We start from the raw sequence: 18493 nt of genomic DNA on the forward strand, positions 1-18493 counted from the left end.
TTTTGAAAGAGGGTTGCGCAATTGGAAGTCAAAGCGATAATAAATGGATTAGACGTGATAGCTTCGGGAATAGTGCATGTAGTGGGACCCAACATCACGTTGATGCTAGATGCGATGCCTGTCGAAATTGTCTTCATCACTGACTTTCTCGGCGTGCGATATACTTCTGAAACGGTTGGGCACTCAGTTAAAATTAGTTTGTATAATTTTTCGACTATGGGCGATGGAATGGTTGTGCCTGTATCAATTGCCACTTTCGATGGTCGATCGGTGTACATGACATTCTGGGTGAATACTATTAATGCTCTGCAGCAGGCTCGGGAGTTGAGGTATACCATTTTGATGGGGCCAAAATTAAATGCTTGAGCCAATACAGCAAGATCAACCGGCGAGAGTGGACTTGGGACACGAGCGGCCCCAGCCAACAGCCGCCTCTTCTGGCCGGATCGCTGAGACTATCGGTACAGGTGATAATGCCAAAAACTCAATTGTGTGGATGACCATCACTTGGAGTTTTTTTATTGGTTCGACGCTAAGTCTTTTGTTGTTTTCTCTAGTCGTTGCTGAAAAGAACTTCAAGTATGTTGATGAGATAAAAAGCATCTGGTCGACGTTTATTCCGCTGATAACATTGGCGCTTGGCTATGCGTTTGGTAAAAGCAAATAGTTTTAGGCTCGACTATGCGGTTTTAATTAACGATTCGATAATCCGCTGCCCGGCCAATGGTGGTACTGCATTGCCAGTCATGTGCATGGTTAGTCGGTTGCTGTCCGGGCGGAGCATATCTTTCGGGAAGGACTGAGCAGCCATGGTCTCGTCTGCGCTGATCATCCGCATCATATCGCCGTCGACGACTGCCCAGCGGTCAAGTGTGGTGATGGTGCCGATCGGACGATCAAGGCGATGGCCGGTCAGCCCTGAGCCTGAACCGTAGTAGGGCATCACAAACCGATCACCGAACCGCTCGCGGCCATTCTTCACGCGGATCAGCGTCGAGGCGGCACGGCCTGGCTTGTTGATCGGCGACCACTTGCCGACATCGAAATCGATTATCTCGCGGGCGGGCACGTGCTGGTAGCGGGGCAATTGCAAGTGCAGCGGTGCTTTGCTGCGCGAGCAGACCATGAACAAGCGCACGCGATGCTGCGGGACGCCAAGATCGGCGCAGTCCACGATGTGCGGCGCCAGTGCGTAGCCGAGCCGCTGCATCGCGTCAGCCCACGCCGGGTACAGAATCCAGTCCATGAACTCCGGTACATTCTCGATCACCGCGAGTTCCGGCCGGTTGACCTCGGCATTCTGTACCGGTGCCCATGCAGTCGAGCGCGAGTTGTCGTGCTGAGGGTTGCCGGCGATCTTGCCGCGAGCCTCGGTGTGCCCTTGGCAGCACGGCGATACGAGTATGATGTCGTGCTTCGGTACGTCCGCCCAGTTCGCCTGGTGCAGATCCTGACAGGCATGGATGGTCTCCGGGTTGTTGCGGGTGTGCCACTCGACCGCCTCGGGCCAGTGGATTGCTGCCCAGAGAACGTTCAGGCCGGCGTTGCGGCCGCCCTTGATCATCCGCCGAACCCGGCGAACAAGTCTATTGCTGAGTGCATAGGGGATCCTCTCCGGCCTTATGCCGGTGGAAAGGGCGGCTGGAATGAGGTAGCGTCAGTCCCATTGCCATAAACCGGAGGTCGAATATGGAAAGAAATGACTTTGAAGACTTTGTTCAGGAAGTCTTGGATGGCGGCCACCTAGACGGATCTGTCGAGGGCATCGCACAGCAAGTAGTTGCGCAAGGGCTCAGCTCCCTATCTAAAAAACAGGATTACGTTTTCCAGCAGGATTTTATGGGCGAATTTCACACCGACGGTTGTGGCGTTTGCAGCAATCCGATTCCGTGGTCCGAGATGTATGACGCGTATCACAACGGCGGTAACTGCTCACATTGTGATCACGGACTCGCAAAGCTGGAAAACGAATAGGCCTGCAGAGGCGTCCAGATAGGCAGGAAAGGGATGGTCTAGGCGGTTGCGGATAGGCCAAGAGTGTCCTCGCCGCCGCGAGCGATGCCGGCATGCAGATCTACCCTGCGGCCGGCAAGCATTCCCGCGATTTGCGCATTCAGGTCGATATCGACATCTCGCGCTTTACGGGCTTTGCCTACGCCTTTGTTTGCGAGGTACTCGGTGATCAGCGCCTTGTCTTGCGCTTCGACGGCGATGATGTCGCGGCCCTCGCTTGCTGGCGCGATATCGTCTTCGCCTTTCGGAACAAGGGCGCTCAGCTTTCCGTAAACGTCGTTGACCCATGCCAGGGCGAAGTGGTCGCCTTCAGTTTCGGCTGAGTACGAGCTGAGGTGAACGCCTGCACGCACCGAAGCGACGTATTGCTTGCGGGCAAATTTCAGCTTTGTCAGCAGCGCCTCGAACGCATACAGCGCGATGTGCTGGGCAGGTGTCACCCCTACGAATGACACGCGGGCGATGATTCGATCCTTTTCCTTGCAGTACTTCCGGCCGTACAGCGACGTGCACCCGAACACATGAGCGACAGCCCCGCTCAGGCTCCGCTCCCACGCAGGGAGGCGTTCGACACTGGAGAACTGCGACTCGACTTCACCGACGTCGCTCAGCTTCACATCCATTTCAGTCAGCCGGTACTCGCGCATCAGCGCCTGTGCCTGCCGAAGCGCTGTAGCGGCTTCGTTCTCGTTGGCGCTCTGAGCTAGTGCCAGACAGTGCTTGATCTTGCGGATCGCTCGCTCGAGTTTCTTTTCGTCGATCTGTTGTGCGGACATAGGGGGGCCTCGCTAGCTGGCGTGAAGTGGATTTATAGGCTATTGATTGATGTTCGAGTACAGGGCAGGAGAGGAATAGTTAAATGGAAGCAGCGATGTGGGCGAACTTGATTGCGAGCTTTGCTTTTGTTATTTCGATAATTTCGGCATGGTTTACGTGGAAAGCGGCTCAGGAAGCAAAAATTGCCAATCGTATAAGTGTCCATAACTATCAGAAGAATCTTTATGAGGCGTTTTTCAACGCTAAAAATTACCTGCAGACAAATGGGGGGCGTTCAGAGATTAGTGGGTTTTCAAATCTCTATATGCAAATTCAAACAGCGAGACTCTACATTGATGATGCTCTGGCAGACCAGCTCATCGGTTTCTATGATGCTTGTGTTTCTTTAAGTGACTTGCGAGTGGCGTTAGCCGCTGCCGAGAGATATAGGGTAATGTTAGAGTCCCATAGGTTGGTCGGTGGGGAGCTTGTAATGGTGGATCACTATTTAGTTGAAAATGCTAATAAGAAACAAGAGGCCTGTATGCTCGATCTTGATAAGGCTGTGGATGAAGCTCTTAACAAAGCTGCCTTAATAGATAAGGTGTTCGTCGGAAAAATAAGACTCTCATGAGCTTATGTTTTCATTCTTCAGAAACCTCTTTCAATCTTCTCTTCTCTTCTCTTCTCTTCTCTTCTCTTCTCTTCATGCTCGTGCGTGATCCCGCCACTCAACAGGTAAGATCTGCTTGAATCTGCAGCGCTTTGAGGCTTCTCCAGCTGTCGCTGGTTTGCTTGTGACTTTCTTCGGGCGCAGACGCTGAGGGTCACAGTCAAGTACTGAAGATTTTTTCATGGTTTATCGCCAAGCGCGCACCTGCGTCGCCGGCTGGCGTGATTCGTAGAAGTGGGGTATGTATCTCTGAACTCACACTGGCAGGAGGCCGACATGAGGTTGTAGAGCGATGTAGATGCGCTGGCGGCTATCGAAGAGGACGCCAAGGCAATGCTGAAACGGATAGGGCTGCCGGACGACGCAGTGAAGCTTGAGGTGGTCGTGTTCCTTCGGGAGGTGATCGACCTGGCCAGTTACATGGCGTCGGCGCATCGGGTTGTTGATCCGCCGAGCTTCGTCTGAGCTGGCGTATTCCCGATCGTTGCGGTATTTGTGTTCGGCCCGGCATGGAGCCGGATCAAGGAGAAAACGATGGCAATGTGTAAGTCGAAGAGCTGTGGTGAAGAGTTCGACGTCGAGTTTTATCAGGGACAGCCTGACAAAGTAGTCACATGTCACCATTGTGATGCTAAGCACCTTCTCACCTGGTTCGAGCGAGTTCCGGGGGCGGCGCTCATATTTCAATGCCGGTTATTGGAAGAAGACGCGCAATCAGCGAAATAGTTGATTGCCGGATCAGGCGGCCTGTGAAATCGGTACAGCCTTAAGGCCGTCCTTTTCATCAGAGTCGCCAAGGTAGGGCTTCAACTCGGCACGAGTGTATTTTCCGGCCCTGATCGAATCTTTGGTGTAGCCGCTGTAGTTCGGTCTGAAGTACAGACCATCCTTCACGCTGTAAATCATGAACAGCGGTTCAGGCTGCGGGAATAGCACTTTGCGCAGCACCTCGGCCCGTTGATAGTTCATTCCCACAACTGCCTTCGCGATCAGGTCTTCCAGGCGCTGGCGTCGAGCACGCTCGTTTTTCTTGGCTCTTACGTCAGCAGGCCGGTCGACAAATAGCTCGAAGCAAGCCTTGTTGTCGTAGCCGTACTTGCCATAGGCGACCCACCACATGTTGTTGATGTTCACGAAAGCGGTGCCTTGGTACCAGCGGCCTTTTCGGTCAGTCGTCCAGACCTTCGCGCCATGCTCGATGGTTTTCTTGTCGCCTGAGCCAGAGTTGTAGTCAGCCGGCGGAATGGTGGGTGGTCCAAAACGACGGTCGCTCACGTAGTCGGCATTGATCCACTCAAGGCTGGTCAGGCCTCCCAAACCGCATCTGCGATCTGATTCCTTGAACGTGTAGCCGGTAAAGACATTGCAAAGGTAGTCACGAATGCGTCGGCGTGTCCGCTGCATTTCCAGACGTACCAGGTACTGCATGTGCTTTTCTTTGTCGCTTTGGTACCGGCCACCATGGTCAGCGCGATCCGGTGTGTTTACGGCTTGGAAGAATTCCAGATCAATACTTCGCCCGGAGATTTTTAGGTCGGCTTGCAGATCACCTTTCACGCAATGGCGTGAATTGTTGCCGGTGAAAATATGGGCCTGCTCGCCTACGGTCCAGCCGATACGGTTGAGCGTCTGGATGATGCGCTTGAATACCTCGCGCTTGAACTTGCGCTCCCAGACAACCTTGGCGTCCCATTCGCGAGGAATCCCTTCTTCCCATACAGAAAGTCTCGCCTCGCCGAACGACACGCGGCCTTCGCGTTGGATTTGCATTGGAGTATCTCCAGTCAGCCGCCGCCCTCCGTGACCGGTGGTGGCAATTTGGTTTGGGTTGGGGTATTACGGGTGACCGGCATGGAGCCGGGTCAATGAGCGTGCTTAATATGAGTAAACAAAGTAAATCTTGGAAGCCTATAATTTTGGGACTTCTCGCTGTTTTATTTGTGATTGGTGTGTACACCGCTTACTACGCTTTTCTGTACGCGGGGTACGAAACATCAATCGATAGTGGCGGTAACTTAACCGGCGTTCGCTCGGGCGTTTTTGGTGATGCATTTGGGGTTTTGAATGCTCTTTTCTCGGGGTTAGCGTTTTCTGGCGTATTAATTACTTTGTTGCTTCAGAGGAAGGATTTGGCAGACAGCCAGTTGCAAAATGCAAAGCAGCAAACTGAATCGCAGTTTTATAGTATGTTGACGCTGCAGCAGCAGGTCATTCAAGGATTTGATCTCCATATAAATAGACATGATATTCAGTACACGATTGAGGGACGAGACTGTTTTAGGGATTGGCATAAAAAATTATGCCGTGAATATAATGGGAACTATGAAGATGGGCGCAGCAAAAGCTTCCGAGCAGGGATGGCATACGAGCAAATTTTACGATCTCACCAAGGTGATTTGGGGTTGTATTTCAGAAGTTTGTACTCCGTTTTCAGGTTCGTTGAGTTAGCTGAGTATGGAGACGAAAAGCACTTGGCACGAGTGGCGCGATCGCTTCTGTCTGACTACGAACTCGTCTTCCTGTACTATAATTGCTTGAGTCGTAAAGGTAGAAACTTTCAGAAGTATGCAAATAACTACGAGCTATTCGACAATCTAGATATCAACTTGTTATTGGATGTTGATCATATGTTTTTCATGGAGGAAAAGGCCTTTGGTAAAAATAAAGAGGCTCTAGCTGCTATTAAGAGTTTAAAAGCGCCGGCGCAATGATTTCATCCCCAGGGTTGCGCTTCAACTCAGCTAGGGTTTGATTACGAAACTCTCGCGCCACGTTTTTGCTAATCACGATTTCGTGGCGCGCTTTCAAAGCTTCCCGCGCAGCGTCTGGCCCAAGCGAATGCACATAGCGCAGACAGCCCTCAATCACTGAAGCTTGTTCGGTATCCTCGTTCCAGGCCATGAGTTCTTCCAGCTTTTGCCGTGTACCGAGCCGGCACCGGTGCCGCAGTTCCTTTTCGTCGAACTCGATCCGTTTCAGCGCGGCCTTTGCCGATCGCTCCTGTCCAGTCTTGGCCATGGCCTACCTCTTCAATTCCGCTGGCCGGCAAGTCCAGTCAGTTCAGTAACTTTAAGCTTCAACACTCCGTGATCCGTCTCGATAACGTAGGTTGAAGTGATGGCTAAATGCGATTACGATGCCGCCCCTTCACAAGGGAGTTGCGCAATGTTTCCAAGGTATTTTCGCTGGATCGCAGCATTTGGCATTCTCGCGGCATTGGCGATGATGGTCATTACCGGGCTGCAGGTGTTTTCCGGCATGGCCTCAGCCGGAGATCTGATACGACCCATCATTGGCGTGGTTGCATTCGGCTGGATGTTCACTCAGTCGACCAAGGCTTGAGGCAGATCACGCTGCCACCTTGACCATCCTCACACCGGCCATGGTGAACTTGTCGCTTTGGGCTGCGACCATTGCGTCGAGTTTCTCCCAGTCCACGGTCAGAACCGAGATTGGAATATGACCGCCTGCGACGGCATGGATCAGCGCCTCCAGATCGAACACCTCAGCTTGCAGGTTCACCGGCACCGCGGTTGTGGTCGCTGGCTTCGATGCAGACTGAACCGGCGCGGCGGCTTTCACCGGTGCCGGACTGGTGACTGGTGCAGGTTCAACCGGTATGTTGGCTTTCGCCTCGTCCGCAATTCGCTGCAGCTCCTGCTGGCGGATCTGCTCGCGCTGCGCTTCGGCTTTCTGGTGTTCCGAAATCCGCAATCTGATCAGCGTGATCAGATCGTCGTTCGCCTTCATCACCAGTGGCTGAATATCGTTGAACAGGAAAGCGTAATCGGCCGCCAGCTCGGCCAAGCTGGCGAGGTTCAGGCGAATTGCGTCGGCGGCTTGGCTCGCGGCGATTTTCGCCCGGGCCAGTTCAGTATCGACGGCGTCCTGCAAGCTGGCGATCGTGCGCTTGTTCTTCATGGCGCCGGCGAAGTCTGCGGCGACCGCCGGCAGGGTGACCCGGCCCAATGTTTTGTTGATCGCTGCGACGTGCTCTGCCAGCGACTGCTCTGCTTTCTGCTTGATGTTGGTTTTCACCAGCAGTTCTTGAGCCTGCACCAGTTTGTTGACCTTCAGGCGAGTGTCCCGGGCGTGAGCGCTGATCCGGGTCAGTGCAGAGAAAAGCTCGTCGATGCTCTGGGTCCGCGAAAGCGCCTGCTTCTTCGCAGTGTCGACTGCCTGCTCGACATCGCCGCACCATTTCACGGCCTTCTTGGCGTCGGCAAAGTCCTGGTCTGTGACCAGCGTGGTCTTCACTGAGTCGATGACCGCCAAAGCCGATTCCTCGAACACCTTGAGGTTGCTCGCGGTAACCATGCCAGTCAGTTCGATGCGCAGCGCTGGCAGTTCGTCCGGGGCATTGCCGACGACAATAGAAGGCGCCTCGGCCAATTCGAAGTTGGCCAGGTCGGCCTCGAACTGTTTCCAGCCTTCGACCAACTGCGCGGCCCGGCCAGCGACAGGCCGGTACTCCATATGCACGAAGTTTTCGGGGGTGCCGTCTGAGCAAACAAAAATCACGCGCTCGGCACCGCTGACCAGCAGTTGCTGCTCGAGCTGCCAGTAGTAGTGCGGATCCAGGTTTTCGGCCCGAACCTGGGCAGCCAGCGATTCGTTCCAGAGTTTGTGCTCGAAAAGCGTCTCGCCGAGCATCGTTGCGCCATCCATGGACGCGAGCAGGTTGCCGTCTGTACCTACAACCGGGTACAGCTCTTCGCCGATCATCACCTCAACCAATGGCCGGCCCAGCGCTTCAGTGGCGTGGCCTTTGTCGAAGATGTACTGCTGAGCCTGGGTGACTTCCGGCGCAATGCCGGTTTTTTTCAGTGTCAGCAGCTCGGAACGGGTTTGGTATTTCGAGGCGCCCTTCATTGCTGGGGCCTCGGAGGCGGTGAAGTGCTGGACGCGGAGTGCATGCCACTCGGCGGAGCCTTGAGCTACGTTGTGAATTTTCATGCTGCGTCTCCGTCGATGGCTTTGAGGTTATGGATGGTTTCGATTTGGTCGTCGCGCAGTGAATATTTGCTGCTGACGTTGAGGATGATGTGTTCCGCATTGGTTCTGCCTGCGTCGATGAGTGGCCGCCACTTTTCGATGTTTTCCGTAAGAAGATCATCGGGGTAGGGTGGAAGGGCTTCTGGCTCAGGTTCTCGCTTTCGCTGCGGGCTCACATCGCGCGGCGCTTCATCGAAAATTTTTCCTTCCATCTCGTCAGCAGTCGGCGCCGAACCAACCTCGGGGAAGGCCTTGCGCAGCGCCTGCGCCTCGGCGCACTTGGCGAGTTGTGCGAAAGCGCGGCGCTTCCACATCGAGTTCGGGGCTGCAGTGTCTTTGCTGGCGGTTGCGTAGTTCTCCAGCCAGCGCTCGTTAGCGGTGAACTCGGCGACAAGGCCGTTCGACATCTGGCGCTTGACGGTCACCCGGCACCACTCTGGATAAGTGACGTCAACGCCGCTCAACTTGGCTTTGATCGATGGCCCGTACTCCGGATCGCTGATTCCGGCGTATTGCCCGGTGCGCGCAGCCTGAATGCGGTATAGGCCGATGCCGGGCATGACGGTGTCCTGCATCTTTTTCGCTTTAGCGTTCCAAATTGGCACGATGTGTACTGGCTTCAGCATGGGGTCGAGATGTGCGGCCTGGCAGTACGCCAGAACCATCACAACCGAGTTCTTTTCCGCGCCCGGGTAGAGGCTGCTGCTCAACACTTCGACGAGTGCGGCCTCCGACATCACAGGCAACTGGTCGTCCTGCTTCATTACTGCGCTCACGGGAGATCCTTGCCGCGCCCAGCGCAGCGATTTAATGCTTGGTTTATTGAGTGATGCGATCGGCGAGGGCGCTGAGCAGTATCAGGAAGGTGAAAACGCCGAGGGAAGAGAACGCGCCGCGCCAGATGATCAGGCGGCGCGCCCATTGGCGACCGGTCACGGCCGGACTCTCACGGCGATGCGCTTGCCCTTCATGGACGGCGCCAAGCGCTGGGGGAGACTGGCGACCAGATCCTCGCGCTTGCGACCGATGACCTCGTTGAAGGGAAGTCCGAAGCCGAGCAGGGCGATCTTGTGTTCGATGTCCTCAAGCTGCTCGTCGATCAGAGATTTAACCGGTGCCGTACTCATGCTTCCTCCTTGCGCCGCTGACAGGTGTCACGCAGGCGTTTGCAGTAGTGGTTGAACTCGTCGATGGTGATTGCGCCGTCAGTGAAAAGACGGGTGATCAGCCCCTGAACCAATAGGCTGATGTCTTCTTCGCCGGCGGGCGCCGACACACCATCAAGGGCTTGGTCGATCAGGATGTGTGGGCTCAAAACCCACACTCCCGCTCTACGCGATCGCTTTCGCGCTTGGCATCTCGGTATTCGTTGGCGTGCACCGCGACCAGGTCGTTGGCGAGCGACCGAACGATCTGCGGATCACCGCCGACGGCTTCGATGGCCCACTTGTGCAGTACACCGCCATCCCCGCGACAGATCAGTTCGATCAGGATTTTCTCGATGTACCGATCGGGATCAGGGTTCGCGGCCATGTGATCCGCCAGCGCCTCCGGTAAGTGGTCAGCGTTGACCAGGACCTTGCTGCGACCTACCGGATTTGGCGCCTCGACGTGGCGTCGATAAAGCAGATCGTCGACCGACTCGGTCAGCCATTCCTGACCTGCCTCCGTATCGAGGAAGTCGTCTTCCGGGATGGGCTTGCGTAGAGCTGACATGGTCGTCTCCAGAGTGACGGGGTGTTGATCCAACAAAACTCGGATGCACTCGTTCGCTCCGCTGGTTGCCGTTGGGCGCGGAGGGGAGTGCATTCGAGATTGGTCGGGAGATTGATGCCTAGCTGCGCGGACTCATTGGGGTGCGACACGCAGAAAAAAGCCCGCGAGAGAGGCGGGCTTTGGGGATGGCTTCAGAGGCAGTCGGACTTGCCTATCTGAAACTCGACTATCGGTGAGCTGGTTGAATCTTTGTAGAGGAGGTCAATGGAAAGCCCCGATTTCACGAACTGCCCTAAACCTTTTTCATTACAGAATGCAGAAGCTGCAAGCGCTCTTGCGTCCTTGGTGAATTCATCAGAATCCATTTCGTACTTCGTAACTTTTGTGAGTGTGTAAGAGATACGCATGACCTCATCGCTGTAGGTCACAGAATCGACGCGGGTTGAATCGTCGGATACTTTTCCGGACTGGACACTCATAATGAGCGCGAGCCCCTTGAGTTGGCGCTCCCGCTCCTGCTTTTTCTCTTCCGGGCCAGATTTTGCGTGCCATACCTGTACCAAGATAAAGAGCAAGGTCATTGCCGAAAAAAATATGATGATTCCGCGACTCTGTTTCAATTGAGATTACCGTAGCAAAAGGCCATTGCTCATTTGACCATGCCGGTAGCACCATCTCAAGTCGGAGGAGTTGCGTCATTGATCCCCCGAAAAGCCCGACTGCAGCTATCTGCTCCGGTGAGTGTCTCTTGGCGTAGAGGGGAATCGCGCGCGGGTCGGGCGGAAGGGAAAAGGCGTAGCGGGGTAGTGGGGCCGGCGGTGGATTGATTGTCCGAGCCGCCGGCAACGAGCATGGTCACTCTACGATGCAGATCCAGCGGTGGTTATGCCGGTATGGCGCGCGAGTGAAATGAACATCTGAAACCAGATTCATGCCTCGCTCTTGCAGCGCTTCGGTCAGTTGTACGAGTGTCTCTGCTTGGATAGTCATTGCTGTCACCTCGTCAGATTTTCTGCGTTCATAAATCTTGACCGGGCGGGCAACTGGCTAATTCAATTTTTCTACATGATTGATATGCAAAGCGCCCAGACCCGCTACTGGCGTCGGTCTGGGTTTGCCGCATCAAATTGTCGACGTGCGTAAGGGTGGCCTTCCTCATTGGGCCGATGCGTGGTGACATCGACGGCCTACTGTCCGCTGCCTGTATGAGTGATGGGCGCCGGCCTTCAGGCTTGCCGCGCCGCGCGAGGTGGATCAGTTCATCTATTTCATGATGGCCATCCTCCCAGTGCGCGCCGTTGGCGTCTTGCGGGCGCTCGCCGTTCTCAATATGTTGCCGGTTACGTCTCCGGCGCCGAGTTCCACGGCCGTGTTCAGTTCGCCAGCGCTCGATAACAACCGATTCTGGGATTTGATGCAGGTGGGCGGTTATAGGCCGCAGTTTCGTCCTCATCGGGGTGTGATCTGCATGACGTTTGCCTGACATTGCTCTCACGCAGCCAGACGGTACTCAGATCACACCCCGATGCGCTCTCATAGAGAGGATCGGGCAGTTAACGACAGGCTGTCGTGGCGCTGGTTGTTTAGCCCGTAGCGCTGAAGGCTGGTAGCATCGAACTCCTTTTCGGAGCGCGCAATTGCTATGCATCAGGTTGTTGAAAGGGCGTTGAACATGATCGCAGCAGAGAGCAGCGAGCCCGAATACATTGAAGCGTTCAGCGCTTCGCGGGCAGTCGTCCTTGAGTTTGGTGAGGAAAATCTGGCTGACCGGCTTTTTGCCGATATTCCCGATTCAATCTCTTTCATGCAGGTGGCCCGGCTCTTCGATTTTCTTGCCTGGCAGACGGAGGACAACGGGTCAGCGATGACTCGCGCTATTGAGCGTTGGCTGGTAGAAGGCACCAATTTGCGCAAGGTTCAGATCGCTCTCAATCTCGACGTCTACCCGTTTCTGGATGAGCGCGAGATGGATCGAGTGCTGTCTGATGTGGCTGTATCACTCCCGGAGATGGCTGATAGATGTCGGCAGATAACCAGCTCTCGGAAAAATTGGTAGCGCTTGGTCTTCATCCCAAAGCCCGCTCTTAGAACGGGCTTCAGTGATGCTTTCCAGTCGGGGCCCGCTACTGGCGTCGGCCTCCGACTATCTTCTGATTGTTCCTCCAGCCGCGGGCCTTTCGGCGTGTTCTCCCGCTGGAAAACTACTTTCGACGTTTTACGCTGCACGCCCGGGTCAGTTGCCAACCCTCTGAACCGTTGAGCCTTGCTACTTCATTGAGTGTGGCTTGCGAGTGATCTGCAAGGTCAGTCCCTTTCGGGAAGTACTGCCTTAACAACCCGTTGGTGTTCTCATTCGATCCCCGTTGCCAAGGACGATGAGGATCGCAGAAGTAGACCTTTATGTCGGTAGCCACCGTAAAGCGCTTATGGTCAGCCATCTCTTTGCCACGATCCCACGTCAGCGATTTGTAGAGTTCTTGGGGTAAGTCGCGGGCGTTTTCGATCAGGGCGCTGATGACCGTCTCGCTATCCTTACCGACCAATTTCACCAGCATTACGTAGCAGGTATGACGCTCTACAAGAGTGGCAATTTGGCTGTTTCTGCTACCGCACAGCAGGTCACCCTCCCAGTGACCTGGCACCGCTCGATCCTTAACTGTGGCCGGGCGTTCACGGATCGATACCGCGTCTGTGATGCGACCGTGATTTTCTTTCTTCTGAGTGTGATGGCGCGAGCGACGCATGGCTCGCGTCCGCCGTAAATGCTCAAGCAACTCCCTCTTCAGAGCCCCGCGAGCCTGTATGAAGAGGGTGCGATAGATCGTCTCGTGTGACACCTGATAGCTCGTATCGTCCGGGTAGGTACGCTTCAACCAACCTGCAATTTGTTCCGGTGACCACTGCAATTGAAGCTTGTCTGCAACAATTTGCGCCACCGTTCGGTTCTCAACAAGTTTGCACACCTTAGGTCGATGCGCGCGATCCCAGGCAGCCTGATCAGCTTGATTAGCCCGGTAGCATCCTTGGCCACCGTTGCGTCTGATCTCACGACTGATCGTAGAGGCTGCTCGCCCTAGTAGCGCAGCCATGGATCGGATCGAGTTACCTGCCACCACTGCACGCGAAATCTCTTAACGCTCAGCCAACGTCAGCGCCAATCTGGACCTGCGGCGTACAGCGGGTCTGATACCGCCTGTTTCCGCCAAGATGCGCTGTATCGATGAGTGGTTTCGATCAAATAATTGGGCTATGTGCTGGAGAGAGTCGCCTTTCTGCCAGTGATCCCACATCAGTTTTTTCTGGCTTTCGGTGTAATAGATCCGAGGTCTCTGCTTCATCTGCAACACTCCTTCTGCTTACACAGAATTTAGTTGTGTTGCGTCGACCCGTTGAATCCACAGCTGGAAGCAGCCCGTTGAAGGTTGCCCCATACTTTTGAGTGTCGAGATCGAAACAGTGATCTCAAAAGGGTAGGGTTGCGGAAATGGCCGAAAAGATGCGGAAACGATCCGTAGAGAGAGGAGGACGTTTCCTGAGTGCGAGAAACGACAAAGCCCTGAATAATCAGGGCTTTGTCGTATCAAATATGGCGGAGGCGATGGGATTCGAACTCATGGACCTGTTACAGTCGACGGTTTTCAAGACCGTTGCCTTAAACCACTCGGCCACACCTCCGTTTGCGTTGCGGGCGCCATAATACCTGAATGAAACACACTGTCAAACTCTGTGCATGGCTTGTTACAGAGCGTCTGTTATGATCTTTGCGACTGAACGTTTCAAACCAACAGGAGTGTCGCCATGCGCGAACAGGATTACGCAGTTCACAACAGCGTGCAGGCTGAGCAGCTAGAGGTTAGCCGCGTCCTGCGCAACACATACGGCCTACTGGCGCTCACCCTCGCATTCAGCGGTGTGATGGCGTTCGTGGCGCAGCAGATGCGCGTCGGCTACCCGAACATTTTCGTGGTGCTGATCGGCTTCTACGGGCTGTTCTTCCTCACCAACAAACTCCGTGATTCCGCGTGGGGCCTGGTGTCCGCCTTTGCGCTGACCGGTTTCATGGGTTTCCTGCTCGGCCCGATCCTCAACCGTTACCTGGGCATGCAGGGCGGCGCTGAAGTGGTCAGCTCGGCATTCGCCATGACCGCGCTGGTGTTCGGTGGTCTGTCGGCCTACGTGCTGATCACCCGCAAGGACATGAGCTTCCTCGGTGGTTTCATCACCGCCGGTTTCTTCGTCCTGCTGGGTGCAACGCTGGCGAGCCTGTTCTTCCAGATCAGCGGCCTGCAACTGGCGATCAGCGCCGGTTTCGTGCTGTTCTCGTCGGTGTGCATTCTGTTCCAGACCAGCGCGATCATCCATGGTGGCGAGCGTAACTACATCATGGCGACCATCAGCCTGTATGTATCGATCTACAACCTGTTCGTCAGCTTGTTGCAGATCTTCGGCATCATGAGCCGCGACGACTGATCGCTGTTTGTGAATCAACAAAAAACCCGCTTCGGCGGGTTTTTTGTCGTCTGCGAAAAGCGGATCAGTTGATCACCATGCTGCCATCGGCCTGCTGCTTATAAATCGTGTAGGGCAACAGAAACGTATCCAGCACGCCCGAAACCGCTGCATCGACCACCAGGCCAAAAGAGGCGTTGTTGTAATTGAACGCGTCGACGTCATCCGGCTTTTCGGCGTGCAGCATGCAGAAGTCGTAGGTGGCACCGCTGTAAATGCGCGGGACCGCGCCGCAGTAGCTTTTCTTGGTTTTCAACTGGTCTACGGAAGCCTTGTCGCTAAGCACAACGGTCTGCACCGTCCCGCACCCGCTGAGCATCAACACTGTCAGCATCACTGCCTGAATTCTCATTACCGCCAATCCTTCGCCGGAAAAACCTCAATCTACGCCGAGCAGGCGCAAAAAGCACTCACGCCATCGGCGGCAATCGGCGTTTGACCGGGGTTTTCTTGACGATCGCGGTGTTGGTTTCAGCCAGCGTATTGAGGCGGTCGAGCAGGGTGTCCAGCTGTTCCATCGAGCGCACGTGCAGGCGGGCGATGAAGCAATCCTCGCCCGTGACCTTGTCGCATTCGGTGAACTCCGGGATCAACATGATCTGGCGTTCCACTTCTTGCAGTTGACCCGGCAGTGGCCGCACCCGGACGATGGCCTGGAGCTGATAGCCGAAGTATTTGGGGTCGATCTCGACGGTATAGCCCTTGAGCACGCCGCGTTCCTCCAGCCGGCGCAGGCGTTCGGCCACACTGGGTGACGACAGGCCGCTGATCTGCGCCAATGCCTTGAGCGAGCGGCGCGAGTCTTCCATCAAGGCGCTGATAAGGATCTGGTCAATATCGTCGGTCATAGAGCAACTCCGGTATTAGGCATTTGCGGGAAACCACCCGCGATAAAAAAGGCAGAATCCGAGTTTAGCCTGCTTTTTGCGCTGGAGACGCAGAGTGTCGGCTTGGCATACTTTTGCCACGCTTTCGTCAAACGCTTAGGGAGATCGATGATGGACAACACAATCCGCCGTGGTTCATTGGAAATGACCGCCGCCATGCTGATTTCCGGGACCATTGGCTGGTTCGTGCTGGTGTCCGGGCAACCGGTGCTGGACGTGGTGTTCTGGCGTTGCGTGTTCGGCGCCGGCACCTTGCTGCTGATCTGCGCGGCATTCGGCTTCTTGCGTCGGGGTATTTTGACCCGCACCACGTTCCTGCTCGCGGTGCTCAGCGGGGTTGCGATTGTCGGCAACTGGGTTTTGTTGTTCGGCTCGTATTCCCGGGCCTCGATCGCCATCGGCACGGCGGTCTACAACGTGCAGCCGTTCATGCTGGTCGGTCTGGCGGCGCTGTTTCTCGGCGAGAAAATCACCTTGCAAAAGCTGTTCTGGCTGGCGATTTCCTTTCTCGGCATGCTGGCAATCGTCAGCGCCCATGGCGGGCAGGGTGAGGGCGGTAGTGACTATCTGCTGGGCATTGCGCTGGCGTTGGGTGCGGCGTTGCTCTACGCGATTGCGGCGCTGATCATCAAGCGCCTGACCGGCACGCCGCCGCATCTGATCGCGCTGATCCAGGTCTGCACCGGAGTGCTGTTGCTCGCGCCGTTCGCGCACTTCAACAGCCTGCCGCAAACCAACGGAGCCTGGGCCAGTCTGGTGACGCTGGGCATCGTCCACACCGGTCTGATGTACGTGCTGCTGTACGGCGCGATCCAGAAACTGCCGACTGCCCTGACCGGTGCGCTGTCCTTCATCTACCCGATTGCAGCGATCTTCGTCGACTGGTTCGCCTTCGGCCATCGACTGGAGATCCTGCAATGGATCGGGGTGGCGGCGATTCTGCTGGCCGCCGCCGGGATGCAACAGGGCTGGGGCCTGAAAGCCCGACGCCAGCTCAAATCGGCTTGATCAGATCCTTGAACAGGCCTTTGAGCTGCTGATTGCCGGCATCCACCAGATGATTGTCGTCAAAGTACAGCGGCACGCCGTCCATGGAACCCATGCAATTGCCGTTGGGGCACAGGTACGGTATCGGATCGATCACCGTCGCGTTGCAGCGGCTGGCGGCGGCTTCGATGGTTGCGATGGCGATGCGGTTGCGTTTCTCGTATGCCTGCAACGGCAGGGAAATGTCCGTGGTTTGCCGGAACCACCGCTGATTCAGATTCAGGCCTTTGTAGACGCTGAAGGGCATCTCCGGGATCGGTTTGACGATATACACCGGATGATTTTCAGCGATCGAGCAGACCGTGCTGACGTACTCTTCGGTATAGGCCTCGGCAAACGCGGTCTGGCGCTCGGGAAAGGAAATCCGATAGCTGTTTTCCCGCCCTGAATCCGCGTATAGCGCCGCACGGCTGAACAGCACCACCGGCACGCCGGCGTACGCGGTTTTCAGTTGTTGCAGCTTTTCCTGATTGAAGCCCCGGCACTGGCTTTCGACAGCCTTGTCGTGCATGGCGAAGTGCGCCAGGGTCGGGCAACCGCCCCGTGACCACGACAGCGCCGCTTGCGGGTTGTGCATTTGCACCGCCGCTGCGGTCGATTGCGCATGACTGTCGCCGTACAGAATCACCGACACATCACCCGTGCCCAGTTTGCAATCCGCCGCCGCATAGGCATTCGGGTAGCACTCCTGCGGATACAGCTTGCTGGTGTATTCCGGCTGGCCAAGTTCGACCAGTGCCGGACGCCAGTCGGGGTGTTGTTTGACCAGCGACGACGTCGTTGCCGACACGGCCACCACCGCTACCGTTAGTGACGCGAACTTGATCACTGTTCGAGTAGCGCTCGTACCTTTTTTCACCTTCGATTCCACCAGATAGAAGGACAGGGTGCCGAGGGCGAACGAGGCGATGATTGCGCCGATCACGTGCGGCCAACTGCTCAACAGCCCGCACAGGTAAAGCAGTACCACCAGCGGCCAATGTCAGAGGTACACCGAATAGGAAATGCTCCCGACAAACTGCAGCGCAGGACTTGTGCTGAACACGGATCGGGTGTTGGCGTGAATCACCAGCATCGTCCCCAGTACCGGCACCAGTGCCAGGTAGCCCGGCCACAGATCCGCTTCAGAAAAGCCCAGCACGCCAAGAGCAATCGCCAACAGTCCAAGCCCTTCGCAAATCGCGCCGCCGCGTTGGCTCAATCGTAGGGGAAACATAAAAACCAGCCCGCCAGCGATCATTTCCCAGGCGCGGGTGGGCAGCATGTAGAAGGCGAACGTCGGGTTGACGCGGGTCACAACGATGGACGCCAGCAGCGAAATCAGCGCCACGGCCAGCAAGGCAAAGCGGGTTTTATCGGCACCGAAGAACCGGTGCAGTCCCATCAACAACACGGGATAGAGCAGGTAGAACTGCCACTCCACCGACAATGACCAGGTGTGCAACAACCAGTTTTCATGCAGCGGCGCCGCAAAATAATTGCCGCTTTCAGCAAAGCTGAAGTTCGAGCTGAACAGCAGGCTGCTCTTGATCGTACGGATGGTTTCGCGCAAGTCGTCCAGCGGCAGATAAAGGTAGCCGAAGACCAGCAGCGCAACGCACAGAACCAGCAGGGCGGGAATGATGCGGCGGGCGCGGGAGGCGTAGAAACCGAGGAGGGAAAAGTTCTGCTGTTGCACACCCTTGAAGATGATGCCGGTCATCAGGAACCCGGAGATGACGAAGAACACGTCTACGCCGACGAATCCGCCTGCGAACCCGGGCACCTTGAAATGGAACAGCACCACCGACAAAACGGCGAGCGCGCGTAACGCGTTGATATTCGTCCTGAACTGCATTTTGCATCCATGTACACGTCCGTTGTGAGCCGCATTGTAGTGATGATGTCGGCTTTGTTA

The 18493-nt window shown here is 55.8% G+C and carries 23 protein-coding genes, 1 tRNA gene and 2 pseudogenes; 10 read left to right on the plus strand and 16 right to left on the minus strand.

The features are described from left to right. Window positions 1-21 precede the first annotated feature (21 nt). Together CKW11_RS00490 and CKW11_RS00495 are read left to right on the plus strand one after the other, a co-directional pair. Window positions 22-366, plus strand: a complete 345-nt coding sequence (locus CKW11_RS00490; RefSeq protein WP_095135439.1) for a DUF6864 domain-containing function — start codon at window positions 22-24, stop codon at window positions 364-366. Further along, a complete protein-coding gene (locus tag CKW11_RS00495; protein WP_095135441.1) occupies window positions 359-667 on the plus strand; it encodes a hypothetical protein in 309 nt (102 codons plus the stop codon). The genes CKW11_RS00490 and CKW11_RS00495 overlap by 8 nt, the downstream gene beginning before the upstream one ends. Before the next feature lie 12 nt (window positions 668-679). On the opposite strand, the pseudogene CKW11_RS00500 reads toward CKW11_RS00495, so the two are convergent. Further along, a pseudogene (locus CKW11_RS00500) lies at window positions 680-1602 on the minus strand (DNA cytosine methyltransferase). A gap of 87 nt (window positions 1603-1689) precedes the next feature. Here CKW11_RS00500 and CKW11_RS00505 point away from each other — a divergent pair. Then, entirely contained in the window at window positions 1690-1974 is a 285-nt protein-coding gene (locus CKW11_RS00505) for a hypothetical protein (protein WP_095135443.1), read from the plus strand. A gap of 38 nt (window positions 1975-2012) precedes the next feature. Here the strand turns inward: CKW11_RS00505 and CKW11_RS00510 are convergent, their stop codons facing one another. Next, window positions 2013-2789 (minus strand): DUF2786 domain-containing protein, encoded by a 777-nt coding sequence (locus CKW11_RS00510; RefSeq protein WP_095135445.1) that lies wholly within the window; start codon window positions 2787-2789, stop codon window positions 2013-2015. 83 nt (window positions 2790-2872) lie between these two features. On the opposite strand from CKW11_RS00510, the gene CKW11_RS00515 reads away from it, so the two are divergent. Together CKW11_RS00515 and CKW11_RS00520 are read left to right on the plus strand one after the other, a co-directional pair. Next, on the plus strand, window positions 2873-3403 hold the full coding sequence (locus tag CKW11_RS00515; RefSeq protein ID WP_095135447.1) for a hypothetical protein: 531 nt from the start codon (window positions 2873-2875) through the stop codon (window positions 3401-3403). A 372-nt stretch (window positions 3404-3775) separates the two neighbouring features. Continuing rightward, window positions 3776-3907: a hypothetical protein gene (locus tag CKW11_RS00520; RefSeq protein WP_256582001.1), complete on the plus strand. Its 132-nt coding sequence runs from the start codon at window positions 3776-3778 to the stop codon at window positions 3905-3907. 273 nt (window positions 3908-4180) lie between these two features. Here CKW11_RS00520 and CKW11_RS00530 read toward each other — a convergent pair whose 3' ends face one another. Continuing rightward, the gene (locus CKW11_RS00530) at window positions 4181-5212 is read right to left on the minus strand and encodes a hypothetical protein (RefSeq protein WP_095135451.1); all 1032 of its coding nucleotides are present in this window, start codon (window positions 5210-5212) and stop codon (window positions 4181-4183) included. A gap of 95 nt (window positions 5213-5307) precedes the next feature. Between CKW11_RS00530 and CKW11_RS00535 the strand changes: the two genes are divergently transcribed. Further along, complete coding sequence (locus CKW11_RS00535) at window positions 5308-6153, plus strand: putative phage abortive infection protein (RefSeq protein ID WP_095135453.1); 846 nt, start codon at window positions 5308-5310, stop codon at window positions 6151-6153. Here CKW11_RS00535 and CKW11_RS00540 read toward each other — a convergent pair. Then, the gene (locus CKW11_RS00540; RefSeq protein ID WP_095135455.1) at window positions 6125-6460 is read right to left on the minus strand and encodes a hypothetical protein; all 336 of its coding nucleotides are present in this window, start codon (window positions 6458-6460) and stop codon (window positions 6125-6127) included. The two genes, CKW11_RS00535 and CKW11_RS00540, sit on opposite strands and share 29 nt — an antisense overlap. A gap of 147 nt (window positions 6461-6607) precedes the next feature. Here CKW11_RS00540 and CKW11_RS28610 point away from each other — a divergent pair, with 147 nt between their 5' ends. Further along, window positions 6608-6784: a hypothetical protein gene (locus CKW11_RS28610; protein ID WP_003225311.1), complete on the plus strand. Its 177-nt coding sequence runs from the start codon at window positions 6608-6610 to the stop codon at window positions 6782-6784. Between the two features lie 6 nt (window positions 6785-6790). On the opposite strand, the gene CKW11_RS00545 is transcribed toward CKW11_RS28610, so the two are convergent. From CKW11_RS00545 to CKW11_RS00570, 6 genes are all read right to left on the minus strand, one after another. Continuing rightward, entirely contained in the window at window positions 6791-8398 is a 1608-nt protein-coding gene (locus CKW11_RS00545) for a YqaJ viral recombinase family protein (protein ID WP_095135457.1), read from the minus strand. Beyond that, the gene (bet, locus tag CKW11_RS00550; RefSeq protein ID WP_095135458.1) at window positions 8395-9201 is read right to left on the minus strand and encodes a phage recombination protein Bet; all 807 of its coding nucleotides are present in this window, start codon (window positions 9199-9201) and stop codon (window positions 8395-8397) included. The genes CKW11_RS00545 and bet overlap by 4 nt, the downstream gene beginning before the upstream one ends. A gap of 168 nt (window positions 9202-9369) precedes the next feature. Then, window positions 9370-9564 carry a hypothetical protein gene (locus CKW11_RS00555; protein WP_095135460.1) on the minus strand — a complete coding sequence of 65 codons (195 nt, stop codon included), beginning with the start codon at window positions 9562-9564 and terminating at the stop codon, window positions 9370-9372. Further along, complete coding sequence (locus tag CKW11_RS00560; RefSeq protein WP_095135462.1) at window positions 9561-9752, minus strand: hypothetical protein; 192 nt, start codon at window positions 9750-9752, stop codon at window positions 9561-9563. The genes CKW11_RS00555 and CKW11_RS00560 overlap by 4 nt, the downstream gene beginning before the upstream one ends. Beyond that, window positions 9749-10153, minus strand: coding sequence for a hypothetical protein (locus CKW11_RS00565; RefSeq protein WP_095135464.1), 405 nt, complete (start codon window positions 10151-10153; stop codon window positions 9749-9751). The genes CKW11_RS00560 and CKW11_RS00565 overlap by 4 nt, the downstream gene beginning before the upstream one ends. 191 nt (window positions 10154-10344) lie before the next feature. Next, entirely contained in the window at window positions 10345-10773 is a 429-nt protein-coding gene (locus CKW11_RS00570) for a hypothetical protein (RefSeq protein WP_256582003.1), read from the minus strand. A gap of 1052 nt (window positions 10774-11825) precedes the next feature. Between CKW11_RS00570 and CKW11_RS00580 the strand changes: the two genes are divergently transcribed. Then, window positions 11826-12209: a hypothetical protein gene (locus CKW11_RS00580; protein ID WP_256582004.1), complete on the plus strand. Its 384-nt coding sequence runs from the start codon at window positions 11826-11828 to the stop codon at window positions 12207-12209. Window positions 12210-12414: 205 nt separating this feature from the next. On the opposite strand, the pseudogene CKW11_RS00585 reads toward CKW11_RS00580, so the two are convergent. Further along, window positions 12415-13491: pseudogene (locus tag CKW11_RS00585) on the minus strand (IS30 family transposase); the annotation flags it as partial. 249 nt (window positions 13492-13740) lie between these two features. Then, window positions 13741-13828, minus strand: a tRNA-Ser gene (locus CKW11_RS00590). A gap of 123 nt (window positions 13829-13951) precedes the next feature. On the opposite strand from CKW11_RS00590, the gene CKW11_RS00595 reads away from it, so the two are divergent. Further along, window positions 13952-14623: a Bax inhibitor-1/YccA family protein gene (locus CKW11_RS00595; protein ID WP_095135472.1), complete on the plus strand. Its 672-nt coding sequence runs from the start codon at window positions 13952-13954 to the stop codon at window positions 14621-14623. A gap of 64 nt (window positions 14624-14687) precedes the next feature. Here CKW11_RS00595 and CKW11_RS00600 read toward each other — a convergent pair whose 3' ends face one another. Then, complete coding sequence (locus CKW11_RS00600) at window positions 14688-15014, minus strand: YceK/YidQ family lipoprotein (protein WP_095135474.1); 327 nt, start codon at window positions 15012-15014, stop codon at window positions 14688-14690. 58 nt (window positions 15015-15072) lie between these two features. Continuing rightward, the gene (locus CKW11_RS00605; protein WP_095135476.1) at window positions 15073-15510 is read right to left on the minus strand and encodes an Lrp/AsnC family transcriptional regulator; all 438 of its coding nucleotides are present in this window, start codon (window positions 15508-15510) and stop codon (window positions 15073-15075) included. A 150-nt stretch (window positions 15511-15660) separates the two neighbouring features. Between CKW11_RS00605 and CKW11_RS00610 the strand changes: the two genes are divergently transcribed. Next, complete coding sequence (locus CKW11_RS00610; protein WP_095135478.1) at window positions 15661-16557, plus strand: DMT family transporter; 897 nt, start codon at window positions 15661-15663, stop codon at window positions 16555-16557. On the opposite strand, the gene CKW11_RS28715 is transcribed toward CKW11_RS00610, so the two are convergent. Continuing rightward, window positions 16544-17539, minus strand: coding sequence for an SGNH hydrolase domain-containing protein (locus tag CKW11_RS28715; protein ID WP_256582005.1), 996 nt, complete (start codon window positions 17537-17539; stop codon window positions 16544-16546). The genes CKW11_RS00610 and CKW11_RS28715 overlap by 14 nt on opposite strands. Window positions 17540-17578: 39 nt before the next feature. Beyond that, the gene (locus CKW11_RS28720) at window positions 17579-18433 is read right to left on the minus strand and encodes an acyltransferase (RefSeq protein ID WP_256582006.1); all 855 of its coding nucleotides are present in this window, start codon (window positions 18431-18433) and stop codon (window positions 17579-17581) included. Between the last annotated feature and the right edge of the window lie 60 nt (window positions 18434-18493).

It is taken from the genome of Pseudomonas sp. Irchel s3a10 (genome assembly GCF_900187525.1).
GTDB lineage: Bacteria > Pseudomonadota > Gammaproteobacteria > Pseudomonadales > Pseudomonadaceae > Aquipseudomonas > Aquipseudomonas koreensis_G.

Excerpts from the sequence above, each read along its gene's own strand:
- CKW11_RS00545 (WP_095135457.1), bottom strand. The coding sequence starts at position 8,398 with ATGAAAATTCACAACGTAGCTCAAGGCTCCGCCGAGTGGCATGCACTC.
- CKW11_RS00540 (WP_095135455.1), bottom strand. The coding sequence starts at position 6,460 with ATGGCCAAGACTGGACAGGAGCGATCGGCAAAGGCCGCGCTGAAACGG.
- CKW11_RS00505 (WP_095135443.1), top strand. The coding sequence starts at position 1,690 with ATGGAAAGAAATGACTTTGAAGACTTTGTTCAGGAAGTCTTGGATGGC.
- bet (WP_095135458.1), bottom strand. The coding sequence starts at position 9,201 with ATGAAGCAGGACGACCAGTTGCCTGTGATGTCGGAGGCCGCACTCGTC.
- CKW11_RS00610 (WP_095135478.1), top strand. The coding sequence starts at position 15,661 with ATGGACAACACAATCCGCCGTGGTTCATTGGAAATGACCGCCGCCATG.
- CKW11_RS00580 (WP_256582004.1), top strand. The coding sequence starts at position 11,826 with ATGATCGCAGCAGAGAGCAGCGAGCCCGAATACATTGAAGCGTTCAGC.
- CKW11_RS00520 (WP_256582001.1), top strand. The coding sequence starts at position 3,776 with ATGCTGAAACGGATAGGGCTGCCGGACGACGCAGTGAAGCTTGAGGTG.
- CKW11_RS28610 (WP_003225311.1), top strand. The coding sequence starts at position 6,608 with ATGTTTCCAAGGTATTTTCGCTGGATCGCAGCATTTGGCATTCTCGCG.
- CKW11_RS00515 (WP_095135447.1), top strand. The coding sequence starts at position 2,873 with ATGGAAGCAGCGATGTGGGCGAACTTGATTGCGAGCTTTGCTTTTGTT.
- CKW11_RS00530 (WP_095135451.1), bottom strand. The coding sequence starts at position 5,212 with ATGCAAATCCAACGCGAAGGCCGCGTGTCGTTCGGCGAGGCGAGACTT.
- CKW11_RS28720 (WP_256582006.1), bottom strand. The coding sequence starts at position 18,433 with ATGCAGTTCAGGACGAATATCAACGCGTTACGCGCGCTCGCCGTTTTG.
- CKW11_RS00600 (WP_095135474.1), bottom strand. The coding sequence starts at position 15,014 with ATGAGAATTCAGGCAGTGATGCTGACAGTGTTGATGCTCAGCGGGTGC.
- CKW11_RS00510 (WP_095135445.1), bottom strand. The coding sequence starts at position 2,789 with ATGTCCGCACAACAGATCGACGAAAAGAAACTCGAGCGAGCGATCCGC.
- CKW11_RS00495 (WP_095135441.1), top strand. The coding sequence starts at position 359 with ATGCTTGAGCCAATACAGCAAGATCAACCGGCGAGAGTGGACTTGGGA.
- CKW11_RS00535 (WP_095135453.1), top strand. The coding sequence starts at position 5,308 with ATGAGCGTGCTTAATATGAGTAAACAAAGTAAATCTTGGAAGCCTATA.
- CKW11_RS00565 (WP_095135464.1), bottom strand. The coding sequence starts at position 10,153 with ATGTCAGCTCTACGCAAGCCCATCCCGGAAGACGACTTCCTCGATACG.
- CKW11_RS00555 (WP_095135460.1), bottom strand. The coding sequence starts at position 9,564 with ATGAGTACGGCACCGGTTAAATCTCTGATCGACGAGCAGCTTGAGGAC.
- CKW11_RS00595 (WP_095135472.1), top strand. The coding sequence starts at position 13,952 with ATGCGCGAACAGGATTACGCAGTTCACAACAGCGTGCAGGCTGAGCAG.
- CKW11_RS00605 (WP_095135476.1), bottom strand. The coding sequence starts at position 15,510 with ATGACCGACGATATTGACCAGATCCTTATCAGCGCCTTGATGGAAGAC.